This window comes from Clostridium sp. FS41, assembly GCF_000954015.1.
Lineage (GTDB): Bacteria > Bacillota > Clostridia > Lachnospirales > Lachnospiraceae > Enterocloster > Enterocloster citroniae.
Genome location: NZ_JYHN01000059.1, coordinates 1 through 19462, shown reverse-complemented (window position 1 = coordinate 19462; position 19462 = coordinate 1). Strand labels below are relative to the sequence as shown.

General features: G+C 53.2%; 17 protein-coding genes and 1 tRNA gene. 3 read left to right on the top strand and 15 right to left on the bottom strand.

Annotated features, from left to right (window positions below):
- Positions 1-2 precede the first annotated feature (2 nt).
- From CLFS41_RS12230 to CLFS41_RS12220, 3 genes are all read right to left on the bottom strand, one after another.
- Positions 3-1307, bottom strand: coding sequence for a CapA family protein (locus tag CLFS41_RS12230; protein WP_045092452.1), 1305 nt, complete (start codon positions 1305-1307; stop codon positions 3-5).
- 23 nt (positions 1308-1330) lie between these two features.
- Positions 1331-2191, bottom strand: a complete 861-nt coding sequence (locus tag CLFS41_RS12225; RefSeq protein ID WP_007858825.1) for a DegV family protein — start codon at positions 2189-2191, stop codon at positions 1331-1333.
- 74 nt (positions 2192-2265) lie between these two features.
- Complete coding sequence (locus CLFS41_RS12220; protein ID WP_045092451.1) at positions 2266-3741, bottom strand: hypothetical protein; 1476 nt, start codon at positions 3739-3741, stop codon at positions 2266-2268.
- A gap of 250 nt (positions 3742-3991) precedes the next feature.
- Here CLFS41_RS12220 and CLFS41_RS12215 point away from each other — a divergent pair, with 250 nt between their 5' ends.
- The 3 genes from CLFS41_RS12215 (at position 3992) to CLFS41_RS12205 (ending at position 7171) form a co-directional block, all read left to right on the top strand.
- A complete protein-coding gene (locus CLFS41_RS12215) occupies positions 3992-4729 on the top strand; it encodes an isochorismatase family protein (RefSeq protein ID WP_007858829.1) in 738 nt (245 codons plus the stop codon).
- Positions 4730-4822: 93 nt separating this feature from the next.
- Positions 4823-6208, top strand: coding sequence for a dihydropyrimidinase (gene hydA, locus CLFS41_RS12210; protein ID WP_007858831.1), 1386 nt, complete (start codon positions 4823-4825; stop codon positions 6206-6208).
- Positions 6209-6574: 366 nt separating this feature from the next.
- Positions 6575-7171, top strand: coding sequence for a prolyl-tRNA synthetase associated domain-containing protein (locus CLFS41_RS12205; RefSeq protein ID WP_007858834.1), 597 nt, complete (start codon positions 6575-6577; stop codon positions 7169-7171).
- Between the two features lie 99 nt (positions 7172-7270).
- Here CLFS41_RS12205 and CLFS41_RS12200 read toward each other — a convergent pair whose 3' ends face one another.
- The 12 genes from CLFS41_RS12200 to CLFS41_RS12145 form a co-directional block, all read right to left on the bottom strand.
- Positions 7271-7507 carry a DUF3343 domain-containing protein gene (locus CLFS41_RS12200; protein WP_007858836.1) on the bottom strand — a complete coding sequence of 79 codons (237 nt, stop codon included), beginning with the start codon at positions 7505-7507 and terminating at the stop codon, positions 7271-7273.
- A gap of 48 nt (positions 7508-7555) precedes the next feature.
- Positions 7556-8692 (bottom strand): aminotransferase class V-fold PLP-dependent enzyme, encoded by a 1137-nt coding sequence (locus tag CLFS41_RS12195; RefSeq protein WP_045092450.1) that lies wholly within the window; start codon positions 8690-8692, stop codon positions 7556-7558.
- A 64-nt stretch (positions 8693-8756) separates the two neighbouring features.
- Complete coding sequence (gene selB / locus CLFS41_RS12190; RefSeq protein WP_045092449.1) at positions 8757-10667, bottom strand: selenocysteine-specific translation elongation factor; 1911 nt, start codon at positions 10665-10667, stop codon at positions 8757-8759.
- Complete coding sequence (gene selA / locus CLFS41_RS12185) at positions 10667-12070, bottom strand: L-seryl-tRNA(Sec) selenium transferase (protein WP_045092448.1); 1404 nt, start codon at positions 12068-12070, stop codon at positions 10667-10669. Before selA ends, selB begins: the two co-directional genes overlap by 1 nt.
- A gap of 78 nt (positions 12071-12148) precedes the next feature.
- Positions 12149-12242 (bottom strand) — tRNA-Sec (locus CLFS41_RS12180).
- A 245-nt stretch (positions 12243-12487) separates the two neighbouring features.
- Entirely contained in the window at positions 12488-15118 is a 2631-nt protein-coding gene (gene grdC / locus CLFS41_RS12170) for a glycine/sarcosine/betaine reductase complex component C subunit beta (protein WP_045092447.1), read from the bottom strand.
- A gap of 111 nt (positions 15119-15229) precedes the next feature.
- A complete protein-coding gene (locus CLFS41_RS31155) occupies positions 15230-15358 on the bottom strand; it encodes a DUF6783 domain-containing protein (protein ID WP_329809242.1) in 129 nt (42 codons plus the stop codon).
- Positions 15359-15453: 95 nt separating this feature from the next.
- Positions 15454-15924 (bottom strand): glycine/sarcosine/betaine reductase complex selenoprotein A, encoded by a 471-nt coding sequence (gene grdA, locus CLFS41_RS12165; RefSeq protein ID WP_082082570.1) that lies wholly within the window; start codon positions 15922-15924, stop codon positions 15454-15456.
- 47 nt (positions 15925-15971) lie between these two features.
- A complete protein-coding gene (locus tag CLFS41_RS12160) occupies positions 15972-16289 on the bottom strand; it encodes a thioredoxin domain-containing protein (RefSeq protein ID WP_007858851.1) in 318 nt (105 codons plus the stop codon).
- A gap of 170 nt (positions 16290-16459) precedes the next feature.
- Positions 16460-17410 (bottom strand): thioredoxin-disulfide reductase, encoded by a 951-nt coding sequence (gene trxB, locus CLFS41_RS12155; protein WP_045092445.1) that lies wholly within the window; start codon positions 17408-17410, stop codon positions 16460-16462.
- A 113-nt stretch (positions 17411-17523) separates the two neighbouring features.
- Positions 17524-18390 (bottom strand): DNA-binding domain-containing protein, encoded by an 867-nt coding sequence (locus CLFS41_RS12150; RefSeq protein WP_045092444.1) that lies wholly within the window; start codon positions 18388-18390, stop codon positions 17524-17526.
- A partial coding sequence (locus CLFS41_RS12145; RefSeq protein WP_242856836.1) for a hypothetical protein occupies positions 18387-19462 on the bottom strand: 1076 nt, incomplete at its 5' end. The genes CLFS41_RS12145 and CLFS41_RS12150, both read right to left, overlap by 4 nt.

Sequence of the window (19462 nt, the reverse complement as noted above, 5' to 3'; positions counted from 1 at the left end):
TTTTACTCCTGCCTGCACCCTTCCCCATCGATCACTACCCCATAAGAGAGTCCCGTGAGATACTGGTAAAATGCCTGTTTTTCATCTTCTCCCGTCAATGGGCGCGTGTAGCCGCCCGAGGATGTCCCGGGTACGAACGCAAGGGACAGGTTCTCTCCATCCCAGTCAGCTGTGAGAAGGGCTGTCTTAGGGATGCTGCTTCCAAATACAAAATTGCCCAGGCTGTACACAATGGGTTTACTATTGTAGTATTCCATGCCCTGAAGCACATGGGGATGGCTGCCGATCACCATGTCCGCCCCCGCGTCAATATACTGCTTTCCCATGGTGCGCTGGTAATCCTGGGGATACTCGTCCCGCTCAATTCCCCAATGCACGTACACAATCACAAAATCACATGTTTCCTTTGCGCTCTTGATATCCTCTAGCAGCATGGCGGGATCGTAGGTGGTCAGCATGCCCGGGCTTGTGGCCGTGGCGTTCCAGGAACCCACGGGTATCACCCTGGATGCGCCCAGAAATCCTATGGTCTTTCCCTTGATCTCCATGATCACAGGTTTCCTGGCTTCCTCCAGGTTTGCGCCTGCCCCTACCCGGTATATTCCCGCCTCATCCAGCGTGTCGCAGGTGTCCAGCAGGGCATCCGTACCAAAATCCAGGGCATGGTTATTGGCAAGGGTTACAATGTCAATCCCCATCTCCTTTAGCAGGGACACCTTCTCCGGAGGCAGGCGGAAGGTAAACTGCTTATCTGCGGCAGCGCTTCCCCTGTTGCTGAACGGAAACTCCTGGTTTGCCATAAACACATCGCTGCCATCGATCACGTCCCTCAAGCCCTGGTCCACAACACTGCCAATGGTCCCGGTTTTGTTATAGGCTGCCAGCACATGGTCTGATAAAAGGATATCGCCGGCAAACACAAAACGGATGGTGGAATCCTCCGGCTCTGGATCCGCTCCGCCATCCTCTGTCATACTGCCTTCTTCACCACCATTGTCAAGGCCTTCCACTCCCTGTCCGGCGTCCTGCCGGCCATCCTGAAAACCTTCCGGTCCGCCGAGGCCCCGGGATCCTTCTCCCTGTCCGCCCGCGCCCTGGTTGCCGTGAAGGCCGGCGCTGTCCTGGCCGGCGCCGTCCTGACCGGCGCCGTCTGCCGGACCGGCATTGCCTGATGCCCCCGGACCGCCATCCATCACTTCGGCCTTCACATAGCTGTTATGCACCGTATGCCATATCAGGTATCCTGTTATTCCCGACAGCAGCACTCCCAGTACAAGCACCACTGCCAATATCCAGCTTCTTCTCATTCACAACTTCCTGTCATCTCAAGTTATATTGCCAGGATAATGCCGCCGTCATTGGCATACACAGTAGCCACTCCGGCTGCTGTGGTAATCACAATATCCTTAAAAGTCCCTCGCTTCTCCAGCTCTGATTTCATGTACTCTGCCCGCTGGGGGTGGTTTACATGACATACCACTGCGATCTTATCCACGGTGTTCCCGGCTTCCTTCACCGCAATATCGCACATTCTCTGAATCGCCTTATTGATTCCTCTGGCCTGGTCCAGCTTGATGATAGTTCCTGAATCAGCGCCCATCACAGGCTTAATGTTCAGGGCCGTGGCAAAAAATGCCTGAAGCCCTGAAAGCCTTCCGTTCTTGCGGAGCGTATCCAGGCTTTCCAGAACAAAATATGTTTTCATACTGTCCCTGTACGCAAGAGCCTTTTCCAGCACCTGGTCAAATTCCAGACCAGCTTCGCACAGGGCCTGGATATACATGGCAATGTTCAGTTCACCTGAGGATGCGGACAGTGAATCGATCACAGCCACCCTCTTCTCCTGATCCCCATGACCCTTTTCAGCCCGCTCCTCCTCAAACAGCTTCCTGGCCAGCTCCGCCGAATTATAGCTTCCGCTGAGATGGCCTGAAAGAGTGATCACAAACACTCCCTCTGCATCTGCTTCCTCATATGCTTCCTTAAATGTCTCCGGTGAAGGGCATGCCGTCTTCGGGCATTCCGGGCAGGCCTTTACCAAATCTATAAATTTCTTCTGGTCAAATGTCTCGTCATCCACTACCAGCGCGCTTCCAACCTGCAATGTCAGCGGTATCATCTGGAATCTTGGATCCTTCTTTAACTCATCAGTCAAATCAAGACAACTGTCCCCAATAATCTTGTAGGTCATACAAAAGTCCTCCGGTTTCTTATCCATGCATTTTAACATGTAGTATTGATTACTACTTATTATAACAGTATGTATTATAAAATGCAATCCTTAATATATGTAATCAGAGACCGGAGCACGGACAGGACAGCTGCCGGATCCTTGCGGCCCGGAGGAACCCTGCGCCATCCCTGTTCCAGCGTTATATAGGCTGCGCCGGAGAGTGTGGACTCATGGCAGACCCGAAAGCCATGTGCGTCCATCTGGACCATCCAGGATGTGCCGTGGCACCAGCAGTTGATGTCCGGCAGGCAGATATGGTCCGTGCCGTCTGTGAGGAACAGGCGGCAGAAAGGATACCGCTCCATGCGGCCGGCTAATTCCTCCAGCCCCCTGGCACAGTGGATCGGGGAGATCACCACCTGCTTTTTGCAAATCAGCGACAGGCTGGTGCTTATATAGCGGGTGCGGATCCGGCGCTGCATCTCATCCAGCTGCAGGATCTGTATGATCTCCTCCCCTGCCGCCAGATGCCGCTCCGTCATTGCCCTGAGAAGCCGGTTGATCTCCCTGCACCGGGAAGCTGCCTGGCCTGTGACTTCATTTTCCTGCAGGATATCATTTAACAGCGTTTCCTCCACTGTCATAAATGCAGGCGCCGGCAGATAGGAAAGAAGCTTTTCGCCCTGGCGCACAGAACTGTTTAACCTGCTTACAGCCTCCCGTCCCATATCGGTGGAGAGATCCATGAACATGGGCCGGCAGCTGGTCAGCACCATATGGAACACATTCCTGTGCTGGAGTATGGAATACGCATCCGTGTAGACCGTGGTGGAGGTCTGTTCCGTGGACATGGACATCCCAGAAACGCTCATGGCATGTTCCAGGATAAAAAAGGAAAACCAGTATATATTTTCATCATAATACTGGTGGTAAAACCAGCGGGCATTGCGGTGGAAGATCAGAGGGCTGCACAGGTGGAAAAATGATACAAATCCGTCCACTGACACGGAAAAGTGAAGGGCCGCCCGGAAGATAAATCCCCGGTCCAAAAGCCCCAGCATCCGCCCGACCCACTCCTGTGCATAGACCGGATCCTCCAGCAGCCACCTGCTCTGCTCGGAATCCACATAAAGCATCTCTCCCGGCATCTCCATGGCCTCAGCCACATCCAACAGGTCTGATATGGCCTGCCGCCGCCCTTCGCCGCTGGTATACACTGCGATCTCCGCCGTACACACCGCCTCTGTCCTCAGGGTAAATGCCCTGGGAACCGTAAAATGCCGGTCGGTGAGGACCCGCCGAAGGAGCACCGCGGTGTCCGGGGAATCCTCACTGTCCTTAAGCAGGACCAGGGAATGCAGGGCATCATCTAAGGCCGTGCCGTCCTGCTCTAAAAGCATGGCGCATATCTCCTCAAAATATACGGACTTCACATTGAGGCGGCGGCTGCCGCTGCGCCATTTGCTCACCAGGCTGGCATCCACATGGAGCCTGCGGGCCAGTCCCGCTGTGGAAAGGCCCAGCCTGTCCATAAGATAACCCAGGGTGGACAGCTTCTTCTCTGTCATGGCAGATCTCCTTCCAATCATTAAATGCTTGTTTCACATGACAGGCAGCTGTCACGGTACAGTATCTGACAAAGGTCCAAAATCCCTTTTCAAATTGAAATGACATTGTTATACTATAGTTACGACAGCAAAGTGCACAAAAACATTATGATAATAGGCTTATTATTGGTTATCTTCACTATTTCATGGATCTGATCCGGAACAGATTCCATACCCGTCAGCGTTTCGTTAAGAAAGGAGTACATATTTCATGGCAGAGAACAAGGATTATAAATTTGTGGATCATTATGAGTTTGATGAGGAACTTCTTAAAAAAGCATTTGCAGAGGCGCGCAAGATCTATAAAGAACGCGGATTCATGCGTAAAATGGGTTTTGGAAAAGCTCCGGCCATCACCACCGTGGATATGGCCAAGGCATGGATGAGTGAAGGACACCCCTTTACCTGTGACCATTCCGAGGAAGTATGCGCCAATGCCCTGAAGGTGCTGGAAGCAGGCCGCAAGGCAGGGGTTCCTATTTTCCATACCACCACAGGATATGTAGGCAAGCAGCAGTGGGATCTTCCCCGCTGGGATGAAAAGATCCCTATGAGCGCCCTGGATATCAACTCTGAGTGGCTGGAGATCGATCCAAAGCTGAAACCACTTCCGGAGGAGCCGGTCATCCATAAAAAATATGCGTCCAATTTCTTTGGAACCCATCTTGCCCAGACCCTGAATTTCCTGGGTGTGGATACCCTCATTGTCATGGGCGCCACCTCCTGTGCATGTGTACGCCATACGGTCATGGATTCCACCGGTTACGGGTTTAAGACCATCGTACCCGAGGGTACTGTGGGCGACCGTGTACCGGGCGTGATCGAGTGGAACCTGTTTGATATGGAAGCCAAGTTTGCCGATGTGGTTCCTGTAGATGAAGTGGTTGAATATCTGGAAGGGATCGATTCTAACGTTTACACCAAGCATGAAAGGTCCATGGATCAGTAATCATCCAATCCGGCCAAGTAAGCTGTCTGATCATGATACGCCGGTCCCGCGCCTGGGACCCGGGCGCATCATGTATCCATGAAAGGAGTTATCATGAGCCTTCTGATTAAAAATGGAACGATTCTCACAGCTACCAGTGAATTCACCGGCGACCTCTACATTGAAGGAGAGACCATCCGCCAGATTGGATCCAATCTTAATATGGATGCAGACCGTACCGTGGACGCCGCGGGCAAATACATCCTGCCGGGAGGCGTGGATGAGCACGTCCATTACGGCTCCTTCGGAGGCCGGCTTTTTGAAACCGCTGAAGCTGCGGCCGTGGGCGGGACCACAACCATTGTGGACTTTGCCCCCCAGGAAAAAGACGTGCCCCTGCTAGATGCCATCCGCCAACAGGCCGCCAAGGCAGAAGACATTTCCTCTGTGGATTTTGCATTCCATGCAGTGATCATGGACCCCAAGGAATCCGTATTTGAGGAAGTCAGGCATCTGCCTGAAGTGGGGGTGGCCACCCTGAAGCTTTTCATGGCATATAAGGGAACTGCTTTTTACTGTGATGACGAGGCGATCTTAAACGCCATGATGAACGCCAAAGAGGCAGGCGTTACCATGATGGTCCATGCGGAAAATGCAGATATCATAACCATCCTGACTAACCATTATCTGAGCCAGGGAAAGACCGCCCCAGTGTATCACTACCATGCCCGTCCTCCCATTGCCGAGGAGGAGGCCACCGGCCGCGCCATCGCCCTGGCCAAGGCCGCGGACTGCCCTCTTTTTGTGGTCCATGTGAGCGCAAAGGAAGCCATGGAGGCGATCCGCAAAGCGCACAGCCAGGGATGGCCTGTCTTTGGCGAAACATGCACCCATTACCTGACCCTTACCACCGACTATCTTGACCAGCCCGGTTTTGAGGGAGCCAAGTACATTTGCTCGCCGCCGCTGAGGCCCCAGGAACACGTGGACGCCCTGTGGCAGGCGGTGCGGGAAGGATGGCTCACTGCCGTGGGTTCCGACCACTGCGCCCTGGACGGCGGGTTTGAAGGAGCCAAAAAGAAAGGAACCAACTTTTCCAACATACCCAACGGCTGCCCCGGCGTCCAGGACCGTCTGGCCCTGCTGTGGACCTACGGCGTGTGCACGGGAACGATCACCCGGCAGAAATTTGTGGAACTGTTTGCCACCAATCCTGCCAAGGTGGTGGGCCTGCCCGGCAAAGGGGAACTGCGCATTGGCGCTGATGCGGATATTGTCATATTCGACCCTGAGTGGAAAGGTGTCATTACCAACAAGGACAGCCTTCATGGAATTGATTACGAACCATTTGAAGGATTTAAGATCCAGGGGCGCCCGGAACAGGTATACCTGCGCGGCCGCCTGGTAGCTGAAAACGGTGTTTTCGTAGGCGAGCGCGGCAAGGGAAAATGGCAGAAATGCCAGCCTTACGGATTGTGTTACGATTATTACCACAAATAAACGACCCCTGCATAAATCCATATGTCTAAAATAGGGTGTTGCAAAACGCGGCTTCCCACACTGCGCAGTATCTGCCGTTTCGCTGGTAAATATTCCGCTGTGGAGTCCGTCATCCTGCAACACCCCGTTTTATGTCCTGTGATCATCCTCCCCTTTCCCGTATTATGTTATCGCGTTCACATTCAACTGTATCCATTATAGCAAATATCCTGTACTGCTGCAACCATAATCGGAAATACGTTGTTTTTCCCCTTGTTTTTATGGACATCCCCCTGCTGCGGTGCTATAATGATACTGGTTTTTTGCGTCTCCACATTCAACTAAAAACAGATCATTCTATGATCAAAATCTCACGAGGTGCTTAAAATGACAGATACAAACCAAACAGCAAAATCACTTCCGCACTATCACATTGACCATACCTTATATCAGGGCCGCCCGTCTGATCTCACCGGCAGGCTCGCGAAGGAGATCCGCACATACGACCTGCTGGATTCCCTGGGGGTGTCCTATACCCGGGTGGACCACGATGCCCTTCCCACCATTGAAGCCTGCCTGGAAGTGGACCGGCTTTTAGGCTCCGAGATCTGCAAGAACCTTTTTCTGCGCAATGCGCAGAAAACGGACTTTTACCTGCTTCTCATGCCTGGAAATAAAAAGTTCAAGACAGCCCTGCTCTCCAAACAGATCGGAAGCGCCCGGCTTTCCTTTGGTGAGCCTGAATTCATGGAGGAATTTATGGACCTCACCCCCGGCTCCGTCACAGTCATGGGACTGATGAATGACAAGGCAGGCAGGGTCAGGCTTTTGATCGACAAGGATATACTGGACGGCAAATCCTTTGGCTGCCATCCCTGTATAAATACCTCCAGCCTGATGTTCTCCGTCAGGGATCTGATCGATAAAATACTGCCCGCCATGGGCCACCCCTATACGGTGGTGGATCTGCCTTATGCGGAGTGACCGATCTGTGTGATACAAAATAAAAATGACCGGCAGATACGATTCCTGATCAGCCCGTCATTTTTTATGGATCATGTTCTTTTTTCATGGACCATGTTCTTAAATCAGATACGTTCCCATGGTCTGATAGCCCAGTTCCTGAACTCCCATGAGTTCCAGGATCCTTTTCCGCCATCCCTCAGGCATGCTCCAGGACAGGCCGCAGCCCGCTGAAATCTGTCGTGGGACCGGGATCAGACGCCCGGGGATCTCCATTTTACGGCACACCGTCTCCATGGCTATGGCTTCCGCTGTTGTATGAAAGGTTATCACCAGTTTCAGTTCTTTTTTCCTCATAGCATCCTTTCCCGCTCCCTACTCAATGGTAAGCCTGATAGATATTTGTTATACGGCCAGCTCCCTCACTGCCTGTACTGCCTGGTCTATCTCTTCTTCCGTGTTGTAGTAGGACATGGAAAACCGGACCGCCCCCTGGCCGACAGTGCCCAGGGCCTGGTGCATCAGAGGCGCGCAGTGGGCTCCCGCTCTGGTATAGATCCCATAGTTTGCCGCCAGTTCATCTGATACCTCCCCGGAATCATAATTCCCTATATTCAGGGCCACCACCGGCGCATGGCGGTCCATATCGGAAAAATCACCGTATACAGTAACTCCGGGGATACCCAAAACCCCTTCATAAAAACGTCTCATGAGCATCAGCTCCCGGCAGCGGATGGTCTCCATCCCGGTGCTCCGTATAAACTCCAGGGCCGCATGAAGCCCCGCTATGCCGTGGCCGTTGACCGTGCCCGCCTCCAGGGCTTCCGGCATTTCCCCGGGATGGAATTCCTGATAGCTGTGGGTTCCGCTTCCCCCGGCCATCAGAGGCCGTACGGCAACGCCCTCCCTCAGGCATATCCCCCCTGTCCCCTGAGGTCCCATAAGGCTTTTGTGGCCGGTAAAGCAGAGGACGTCAATACCCATGTGTTCCATATGGATGTCAAATACCCCCGCTGTCTGGGACGCATCCAGGACAAACAGCAGGGATGCCTTTGTGCAGATCCGTCCCACCCGTTCAATATCCACCACATTTCCCGTAAGGTTGGATGCATGGGTACATACGATCCCCTTTGTGTTGGGCCTGATGGCTCTTTCCAGGTCCTCATACCGTATATTCCCCCGGCCATCGGCCCTGACAATGGTCAGCTCCACTCCCCTCTCCCTCATCATATACAGGGGGCGGAGGACGGAATTGTGCTCCATCATGGTGGTGATCACATGATCACCAGGTGAAAAGAGCCCCTGTATGGCCATGTTAAGGCTTGTTGTGGAGTTTGCAGTAAATGCAGCCCGGCAGGGATTTCCCAGGCCAAACAGGTCCGACACCAGGACCCTTGTGTCATAAATGGTCCTGGCAGCCCCCAGGGATGCCTCATGGCTCCCTCTCCCGGAGTTGCCCATATGTCGCATGGCATCAGCCACTGCCTGTATCACTGCCTCCGGCTTATGGAAGGTCGTGGCCCCGTTATCCAGATAGATCATATTCTTTTCCCCTTTCAATGCAGATGTTATAAGGTGTTTCAAAGACCATGCTCCCTTTGGTATGTCAGTGGATCAGGACCCGCTTATCTCCCACCATTTTCGTAATCTTTTTCTTATCCATGAACTCCAGCAGCTGTACCGCGTATTTGCGGGAAGTGCCGCACAGATCCCTGAACTCTCCCAGTGAGATCTCCCCGTGCACGGCCAGGTAACCCTTCAGGTCTGCAAGTACCTGATCATAGGCCCGGCTGTCCATGTAGGAGGCCGGATTCAGTTTGATCAGTCTGCCGTTTTTATGCATGTCGGCAATGATCTGCCTGGCCCTGTTCTTATCCTTAAACCGGTCCGCCACCTCTGCGGTGAGAGGAGCCTCGATCCCCGCCCGGGCATACAGGGTCCCTATCTGTTCCAGCATGCCCTTAAGTTCCCGGGAATACGTGGTGGAAAAATCCTTTCCCGACACATACGCCCCCTGGGTCCTGACCACCATCCGCTTCACCAGCTCCGCCAGAAGAGCGGCGCCCTTCCTTATATCCTTTATACGGAATTGCTCGCTGAGCCTGGATTTAAACTCCTCCTTGTCCATGCCCTCGTTGATGGGGTTTTCCCTGTGGTATTCTGCCAGCAGTGCCTCCCCATAATCAGATATCTTCTTCCAGTGATCCATATGGATCACCGAGTCATCGGACAGGATCAGGATCCGCTTGCTTTCCTTTAATGAGTCCATAAGCTGGACAACCCGGGATTTGGGCAGATCCATATTTGCCGCGATCCGGCCTGCGCATGGAAAGTTCCTGCTCTCCTCCTTTATCATCAGCTCCATGACTTCCAGGTCCGTCCCCTTCTCCTTGATGCCCAGGGATTCCATCACCTGCGGATCCCCCCGCCTGTGTTTGCAGGGAGATGCGTCCAGCACAATGCCTCCCCCAAAGGTTTCAACCGGCGAGAGGAAACGGATGATGAACCGGTCGTTCCTTTTAAGCACAACGGGTTCGTCAAACCTGAGCTGGGCGTAAGCGCTCTCGCCGCGGGCGATGCGGTCCTGGTCCATGAGCACTGCCTTTGCAATGGTCTGGGCGGAACCGTAGTTGAGATGGATCCTGTCCCCGGACTTAAGTTCCCTGTCACTGGTCTGAAAAATGGACAGTTTCACATCCACCAGGGCGGATGGGACAAGGGAGCCTGGATATGCCAGAACGTCCCCTCGTTTCAGGTCCTCCTTTTTTACATTCAAAAGGTTCAGGGCCGTGCGCTGTCCTGCAATCGCCGCATCCTCCTTCCGTCCGTGGGACTGGATGCCCCTTATCTTAATGGGGCGCTCCCGTGGATATACCATGACTTCCGCTCCTGCCTGAACCATTCCTTCCTGCAGGGTTCCTGTGATCACGGTGCCAAACCCTTCTGTTGTAAATACCCGGTCCACCGGAAGCCGGAACAGTTCCGGCTCCTCACACCTGGTTCCCAGATCGGAAACCATCTGGATGATCCTGTCATGGAGAAGATCTATGTTTTCGCCCGTGAAGGAAGATACGCGGATCACCGGCGCATGCTCCAGGAAACTGCCCTGCACCAGGTCCTCCACATCCGCCTCCACCAGTTGTGCCCACTCCTCATCCACCAGATCGCTTTTTGTCAGCACCAGGATCCCCTGCCTGATGTGAAGCATTTTTAGGATCTCAAAATGTTCCGTGGTCTGGGGCATGACCCCCTCATCCAGCGCAATGACCATCAGTACCAGGTCTATGCCCCCTATGCCCGCAAGCATGTTCTTCACAAACTTTTCATGTCCCGGCACATCGATGATCCCTATGTGCAGTCCGGCATCATTGGGCAAATTGGCAAATCCCAGATCAATGGTGATCCCCCTCTTTTTCTCCTCCTTCAGACGGTCTGTGTCAAAACCGGAAAGCGCTTTGATCAGGCAGGTCTTTCCGTGGTCCACGTGGCCCGCTGTTCCCACAATGATATTCTGCATCAGGACTCACCGCCTTCCATGCCGGAAAATGCCTCCACTGCCGGCAGGAATTCCTCGTCTGAAAGGGTCCTCACATCCACCAGGACCCGGTCATGGTTTACCCGCACGATCAGCGGGACCGGCGCCTTTCTCAGCTTCCGCTCCATCCTCTGCGCGGACAGCCCTTCCTTCCACACCGCAACCCCGTACCCCTCCAGCTCACAGGTAGGCGCGCTTCCCCCGCCCACCTGGTCCCTGCAGGACTCTACCTGTACCCTCAGATCCGGGCAGGCAGCTTTCAGCATAACACCCAGCATTTCGGCCCTTTCCTTCAGTTCCAGGGGACTAGCGCAGATCATCTTCAGCACCGGTATCTCCTTTAAGGCCGCCTCCTGGTCAATGTACTGTAAAAATGTCGCTTCCAGCGCCGCCAGGGTCATCTTATCCACCCGGAACGCCCTGGCCAGGGGGTGCTCTTTCATTTTGTCTATATATTCCTTTTTTCCTATGAGGATACCGGCCTGGGGGCCGCCAAGCAGCTTGTCGCCGGAAAACAGGACCACATCAGCCCCTGATTTCAGGGCGTCTGTCACAGTCGGTTCATCCAGCCCATACCGTTTTAGGTCCGCCATGAGCCCATTTCCCATATCATAGATCACAGGCAGGCCCAGTTCCCTGCCCAACTGTGCCATCTGCTCCAGCTTCACATCCTCGGTAAATCCCACAATGCGGTAATTGGATGTGTGGACCTTCATAAAACAGCCCGTCATCCCTTCCTTATACGCACTTCGGTAGTCGGAGATCCTGGTCTTATTGGTGGTTCCCACCTCCTTTAAAAAGGCTCCGGACTCGCTCATCACATCCGGGATCCGGAAGGATCCTCCCACTTCCACCAGTTCCCCCCTGGAGACCACCACCTCTTTTCCCCTGGCCAGTGCTGCCAGGGCCAGCATTGTGGCGGCGGCATTGTTGTTCACTGCCATGGCAGCCTCGGCCCCTGTCACCTTTTTTATGATGCCCTCCACAATGGCATGGCGGCTTCCCCTGGTCCCTGACTTCAGATCGTATTCCAGGGTACAGTATGCGTCCATGATCTCCCAAACCGCGCCGGATGCATTGCTGCTGAGCCTGGCCCGCCCTAAATTGGTATGGAGCACCACCCCGGTGGCATTGAGTACCCTTCTCATTGTTCTTTTCTTTTTTTCACTTAAAATACCGGTTATCCTGTCCATGATCTCATCCCGGGACAATCCCCTGTCCACGGTACCTTCCAGGATCCCGTTCCTTACATCCCCCACTGCTTCCCTTACCGTGTCCACGATCAGCGGTCTGGGCATGGTTTCATAAAATAAAACGAGGCGCTCATCCTGCAGCACCTCGTCCACTTTAGGAAGCCCGCGCAGAAGCACCTGTTTGTCTCCCATTGGTCTACCTCCTTGTTTGTACCGAAAGGCAGGCTCACTGCCTGGCCTTTCACAATACTTGCCGCATCATTCACAAAACGGAGGTGGTGGGAATCGAACCCACCCGTGAAGCTCTTAACTCCACACAACGGTTTTGAAGACCGCGGGGCGCACCAGCTACCCAGCTCCCTCCCGATTATAAAGCGAAACGATTCAATTGTATGTGTTCGCCGAAACGGAGATGGTGGGAATCGAACCCACCCGTGAAGCTCCTAACCCCACACAACGGTTTTGAAGACCGCGGGGCGCACCAGCTGCCCAACTCTCTCCCTGATATTCCATATTCAGTGCCGGATCCCTTTCAGTGCCGGATCCCTTTTACCGCCGCCGGACAGATACCGGCGGCAGGTTTGCTTAAACTTGACTTGCGTTTATTGATCAGCCGGTGTATCCGGCTTTTTTCAAAATCTCGGCTGCCTTTTCCAGATTGGCTTCCGATATCTGGACAATGGGGCCAGTGCATCCCATGCCGCTTTCCGCGTAGATGCCTTCCTTCCAAAGCGTTTTAACCGCCTCGTCCAGGTCCATGACTTCGATCCCGGGAATGGCTGCTGTCACCACTTCCTTGGGGGGACAGGTAACTTCTTCCGCTGTCTCCTGCCCGGCAGGGGTATTCTTTGCCAGAAGCTCATCCAGGCCCGCCCTTCGGGCTGCCTCGTATTCCTTTGCCGCAACCGCCTTCCAGTCTCCTGCGATCAGGCTGGCCGCATATTCCATGGCTCCTGCGATCACAGGCGCTCCCGAAGCCCTGGACACGATCATCACCAGTTTGTCATATCCTTCGCCGATCCCCGGCCCGTATCCGTACCCTGTGGCCTCGTACTGGCCGCCGGTAGTGTAGGAGGAGAATAGTTTCATCATCAGGTTTCCTGTAAGGGAATCCATCACCACCACATCCGCGGTGCCCATTAACAGGTCATTGCCCCTCATCTCCACGCCTTTGTCCGCTCTGGCAGATTCCGCAAAGGTTATGTCATATCCGTTTTCCTTCAGGGCTTTCAGGATCTTTTCACAGGACCTGGCCCCGTCTATGTTGGCAATCCCCACCGTGGGGTTTAATACCCCGTCAGCCTTGGCGGCAATGATCCCTGCAATGGCATTCTTCACCAGGGCGGATACCCTGTCCGTATGGGAAGTGCCCGTGGTGTTGGCAATGTACATGGCCTTTCCCCTGGCAGGTGTGATCACCTTGCCCACGGTGGATACCCCGATGGGGAATGGATAATGCATGGTCACTCCTGCCTGGGCGCTCCCGGATTCCAGGGCAAACTCCATGGCCCTGTGGGCATCTGCCCCATGGCATACGTTTACCTCGATCCCCTTTCTGGCAGCCAGTCCAAGGGCCAGATCCGTATCCTCCTGTCCCTGCTCGCTTCCCTCCAGGGCAAATACGATCCTGGCTCCATGACAGGGCGCTGTGACCATTGGATGGGAGGGGCTGTGTTCCGGTATCACATGCGCTGTCTGCTGACCTGCATCCGGCCCTGCGTCCTGACCTGCATCCTGGTATACATCCGGCCCTGCATCCTGACCTGCCTTTCCTCCTGTCTTTCTTTCTCCCTCATTGGCCTCCACCACAAAGGATACTCCATCGAACAGGTTGGTCATACGTCCCAGGAACAGTGAGCCTTTGCCCACGATCATGGCCCGTTTGGTCTTTCCCTCCATACATTCTTTTACAAGCGGCCCCAGATAAGGGACGCCGGAAGGAATATGGCCCTGGGTGGGAGCCCAGCCGGTCATTCCATGCTCTTTAACAAAGGATGGGATATCCGCCCGCTGGATCTGCTTTTTCATCACGGCCAGGGCCGCGATCATCTTATAATTGGCTTCCGGCACATCTCCCGCTCCCGCGGGTTTGGTAATGTCCGGGTTCTGAAGCTCCGGCGCGTACTTGTCAATGTCCGTAAACGTAAGCCCTGCTTTTTCAAGAGGCTCCGCCACCAGGGAACTGATCACCATCTGAGGGGCTGAACCGGTCCCGATCTTATGGCATCCCACAATATCCGTGCGGATCATGGGATGGATGCCGTCATCCTCAGAGACCAGGACTGAAAATCCTGCAATACAGTCTTCCAGCACCGGAAGTCCTTTCTTTACATGGTCCTTGCCGTTCATTCCCAGTTTGGCCGTACAGCCTCCGGCCGTGACGATCACATGTTTAAATGTTCCTGACTTCACCAGGGCCGCCGCATGGATCATGGCATGGGCCGGGCCTGCACAGAAACCGCGCACGTCAGAACCGGTGGCGTTTTTATAACCGGCTATCTCAGCCGATGCCTTGGCAAAATTGCCTCCGCCCCTCTGGTTCATGTCCCCGCAGGCTTCCTCACAGCAGTCGATCACATATTCCACCTCATCGGGATCAAAGTTGTTCTTTCGTTTCAGTTCGATCAGCGAGATGACATTGGATGCCTTGGATACCAGATTTTCCAGCATCACATGGGCCGACAGGTTCACATCCACATCATGGGCGCGTTTTACCACTCCCACCAGCTCATCCCGGCGGATGTAAAGCCCCTCGGAATGCTCCTGGGTCACAAGGCGCTCCAGCTCCTCCCCTGTCCCGTTATTCTTCAGAAGTCCTTCCAGCTGCTGCTGTGTGAACATTCCGCGCTTCTCCAGCTTATCCTTAACGGTCTGCGCAAAACCATGTTCCAGCATCACCAGCTCGAACACGTCACAGATGTGCATAACCCCGTAAAATTCATCTTCAGGAAGGATACATCCAAAGGGTCCTTCTTCCTTTGGCTCTTTCCATTTTTTGTCATAGTATGGGAATTGTGTATCCCTCAGTTCCTCGTGGGTGGCATTCCCTATGTAAACCTGGTTTGGGATATAGGAAAGCACATCCTCATATCCCCTCAGGTGTCCCGGCAGTTCCACCAGGTAATCGGAATCCGGGTTTACAACCCGCTCCGTTGTCTGTGTGGTGCCGTTATATAAAACCATATCCGGGGTGGCAGCCAATGTGTAGCTGGTCCCCTTGATTACCGGATAACCTTTCATTCTGTTGATCTCCCAATATTCGTGAATGACATGTGTCTTGTGCTGCAGATCCCGAGAAGGGGAACAGGAGGGGCTTAAGATGGTTTCACCCGCCCCAGCCTGTTTGGATCCTCACCCGGACCATGCTCTAGAGTGTGTTTGAAAATTGCTTTCTGGCAGCTGTACGTTGCACTTTGTGGGAGATTTGGCCCCGATGAAGGAGGCGTAGTGGGCTACGCTGACTGAATTGGGGCCAAATATGCCGCGAAGTGGGGCGTGCTTTGTCCTAAGGGGTACCGGGCAGAGCCTGGGGGATTCCTTAGGGCAGATGGCGGGAATGAATTTTCAAACATGCTCTAATACTTGCCGTAGTCCTTGCGGATCTTCTCCACTTCCTCATGGATGGCCGGAACATCCATGACCATCTCCATCATTCCCACCTGTTCATCATAAACAGAAGGGTCTGCCTCTGCCTTTACTTCATCTTCGCAAATGTGATATACATTTAGTCCCAACTGGACTCCTGCTAAAGGACCTGCGTAAGTAGGATCCCCTGCTGTCACGGTTTCTGCGGCCAGGCCGGCGGCTTCCGCTTCAGCAGCTCCCAGAAGAACAACGATGTTCTCCGGTCCGTACTCCTTACTTAACTTTAAAACCCTTTTCTGGTTTTCCAGATCCATAGCACCCGCGGACGTTCAGACAAAGCATTCCGTTGAGGAGTAAGCTATCTTTGCGCCGGCTGTCTTTGCGCACTCTTCTATGGCCGGTCCCGGTACGCCGTCACGGTCACCGATAATGATCGCATACTTGTCTTTTAAAACTGCCATATCATTTCCTCCTATTCCATTTTATTTATGCGTAAGCGCTTATGGCTTTAAGCATACGTTTTGATCATTTCCTCACATGCGTCAGGTGTGGCGTCCTCTTTCACCCTGGAATCGATCATTAAACCGTCTTTGTAAACGGCAATGACCGGAAGCCCCAGAACCTTCTGGGAAATGGCAAGCCTTCTTGCCTTTGTAGTGTTTAAGGAGCAGAACTTCATTGTCTTTCCATACACCTCTTCAAAACCATGGATATGGGGCGTAAGGGCTGCGCAGGGCACACATCCGTCACCGTAAAAATCCACCAGGATATATCCCTGGGCCTTCAGCACTTCTTCCTCAAAGTTTTCCTTTGTCAAATCGATCACTTTTATGTCCTCCTGTCTCACATAACATATTTATAAATAAAACCAACCTCTGTTTCCCGTAATGTAATCGCGATAACTTTTGTCTATATTATACATGGTAATCCCGATTTAATCAAGCGCTATCTTATAATATTTACCAATTCCCTGACGGTACACCGACATTTTTTTAATCACTGCAGATCAGCCACATAATGCTCGGCCTGGCACGCGGCAATGGCTCCGTCAGCAGCAGCCGTCACCACCTGGCGCAGGGATTTGACCCTGACATCACCGGCCGCATACACGCCTGATATATTGGTGCGCATGTCTTCATCTGTCCTTATGTACCCGCCCTCCATGGCAAGGCCGGTGCCCTCAAGCAGGCCGGTATTAGGCAGGTATCCGATAAACCCAAAGAGTCCGAACATGCCGTCATCCGGGTCAGCGTTCACCTGGGTCAGTTCCCCTGTCTTAACATTTCTCACAACCATGGCGTCCAGTATTCCGTCACCCCTTACCTCATCCACCACGCTGTCCCACATAAAATGCAGTTTTTCATTTCTGAACGCCTTTTCCTGGATGGACTGGGCCGCCCTTAACTGGTCCCTTCTGTGGATCACCGTTACCTTTCTGGCAAATTTGGTGAGATAAATGGCTTCCTCTATGGCGGAGTCCCCGCCTCCCACCACATAGACCTCCATGTCCTCATAGAAATTGGCGTCACAGGTGGCGCAAAAGGAAATGCCTCTGCCCAGAAACTCCTTTTCATTTTTACATCCAATGGGTCTTGGATGGGCGCCCGTGGCTATGATCACGGTCTTTCCCTCATAAACATTGCCCTTTGTGTCCGTAAGCCGTTTCACCGGGCCTTCCAGCTCCACCTTTTCAATGGAGGCACTTACCCGGTGTACGCCGAACTTATCCACCTGCTTTGTCATGCGGGCAATGAGGGTGGCGCCGGATTCCTCCGCCTCCACCATCTGGCCCGGATAATTCTCAATATCCGAGGTGATGGCGATCTGCCCGCCATCCTGTCCTCTCTCGACCAAAAGGGTGTTCAAACGGTACCTGCCTCCGTAAAGTCCTGCTGCAAGCCCTGCCGGTCCCGCCCCCAGAATGATCAGATCATATATGGTTTCCATTTTCTCCGCCTCCTGAAACTTAATGTAATCTCCGCACAAGTATCCTTGATCAACTGCGGAATTAAATATGATAAAAATAGAATCTGCCAATTTTTTACAATGCCAATGCCGCCCTACACTTCCCGGCAGCAGTCCAGCAGGCCTCCAAGGAAGTTCTTGATCCGCACATTTCCGTGCTTCTCACTTCTGCCCCGTATAAAGTTCATTTCCTTTTTCATCTGTTCAAAGCTGTAAAGCCTGCCCCCATATTCGTTAAACACAGGATCCGCATAGTCATCCAGGCCTCTGGCAGCCAGATGATACATGCCGTCCGAGGCCGCCCTCCGGATACGCTGCTCCACACTCTTGGGATTTTGTTTCATCCTCCTGCACAGTTCCCGCACCGTAATGTCGCTCAGATCCAGCTCCTGTTCAATGAGATAACTGATGATCCGGATAATATCCTTGCTTCCGGCCTCATTGAGGATCCCGATCTCCTGCAGGATCCCCTTAAGGTGCCTGATGGACAGGCTGAGGCTTACGCTGTTATCCATCTCCTCGTCCCGGTTTTGGCTTACTTCCCGGTCCGGTGTACCCATGGTCCCGCTCCTGGCCTGTTTCAGGATCCACTGCATGTTTTGAACCATTTCCATGCTGCGCAGGACGTTCCTGATCTCCGTCATGTTCACAGGCTTGTGAAGGAGCAGCTGTGCTCCCCCCTCATACGCCCTCTGTACCGTTTCCGTATCGTGGGCCGGGGACAGCATGATGATGGATGACTCCGGCAGCTTCTCCTTGATCCTGCGTATGCAGGTGATGACCTTGAGCTCCGGAAGGGGCAGGTCCGCCAGGATCACATCCGGGCGTATGCCGGGAATCCGCCTGCAGGCATCGTCCCATCCGGCCGACACCCCGGATACCTCACCCAGTTCCTCTGCTTCGATCATGCCAGTCAGTTCTGTGCGTGAGATACTGTCACAATCTATGAGATAGATTTTCATTTTTTATGTATAAACGTATCCTTTATATTCTTCCACAACATAAATAAGATCAATACGGCTCCCACATATCCGTTGAGCACATAGATCACATTGACCAGGACCCTGAAGGGAAGGAATAGTCCCACCAAAAGCCCCGCAATGCCTAAAACAACGGTTAAGATCTTAAACCGGGGGGTTCCCTCTTTGGCAAACCTGGCACAGGGATTGTACAAAAGAGGCACTGCCGTTGTGTAGATGCCTGCAAATACCACCACCGCAAATATAGATGCAAATGGTTTCCATATACGCTCTGCCAGGATCAGGTTGGGTATATCTGCATTCCACACAAAGATCCCGTTGTTGCTGACACCGGCCGTATTGATATTGGCGATCTGGGCAAGCATGATTAATATTATGGCCACGCACACAGCCACTGTTCCCAGATAAACTCCATATTCCACGTCTTTTTTCCGATTATTAGCTCCCAATGCTGCTGTAAAGCTGGCAAACCACAGCAGCACGAATCCCGCATAGGACAAACTGGAGATCACCCAGTTGGGTCCTGCATTTTTTATGGTCTCACTGCCTGCCTGTGCGAATGCGCCGCTGTGTATGATCTCCAGCCCCGCGCCGATCTGTCCGCCGTCCCTTGCCAGGGTCACCGCACCGATTCCAATGCACAGTATTACAATGGCAGGCCCTACCAGACCGATCTTATCTACCAGTGAATTCAGCCCGCCTACCACGGTTAGGATGGCAAGGGCTGCCAGGATCACGCCTCCCACCACAAAGGGAAGGCCGTACTGCTGGTTTAAGGTGGATGCTGCTCCCCCTACCATGACAAAGAATGACATATAGCAGAACACGGTTGAATAATAGTCCATAAATGTTCCGATATAGGTTCCGCAGTAGAACTTGTAAACGTCATTCCCCTTTTCAAAATGTTCCTCTGCGCCTGCTTTGGCAAAATTGTAATTGTAGTAGATAAAGCAGACCGCAAACAGTAATATTGTCAGGATCCCCTGCACGCCATATGCATCAGGATCCCCTGCACGCCATATGCAGTAAAATATTGAATAATTTCCTGTCCTGT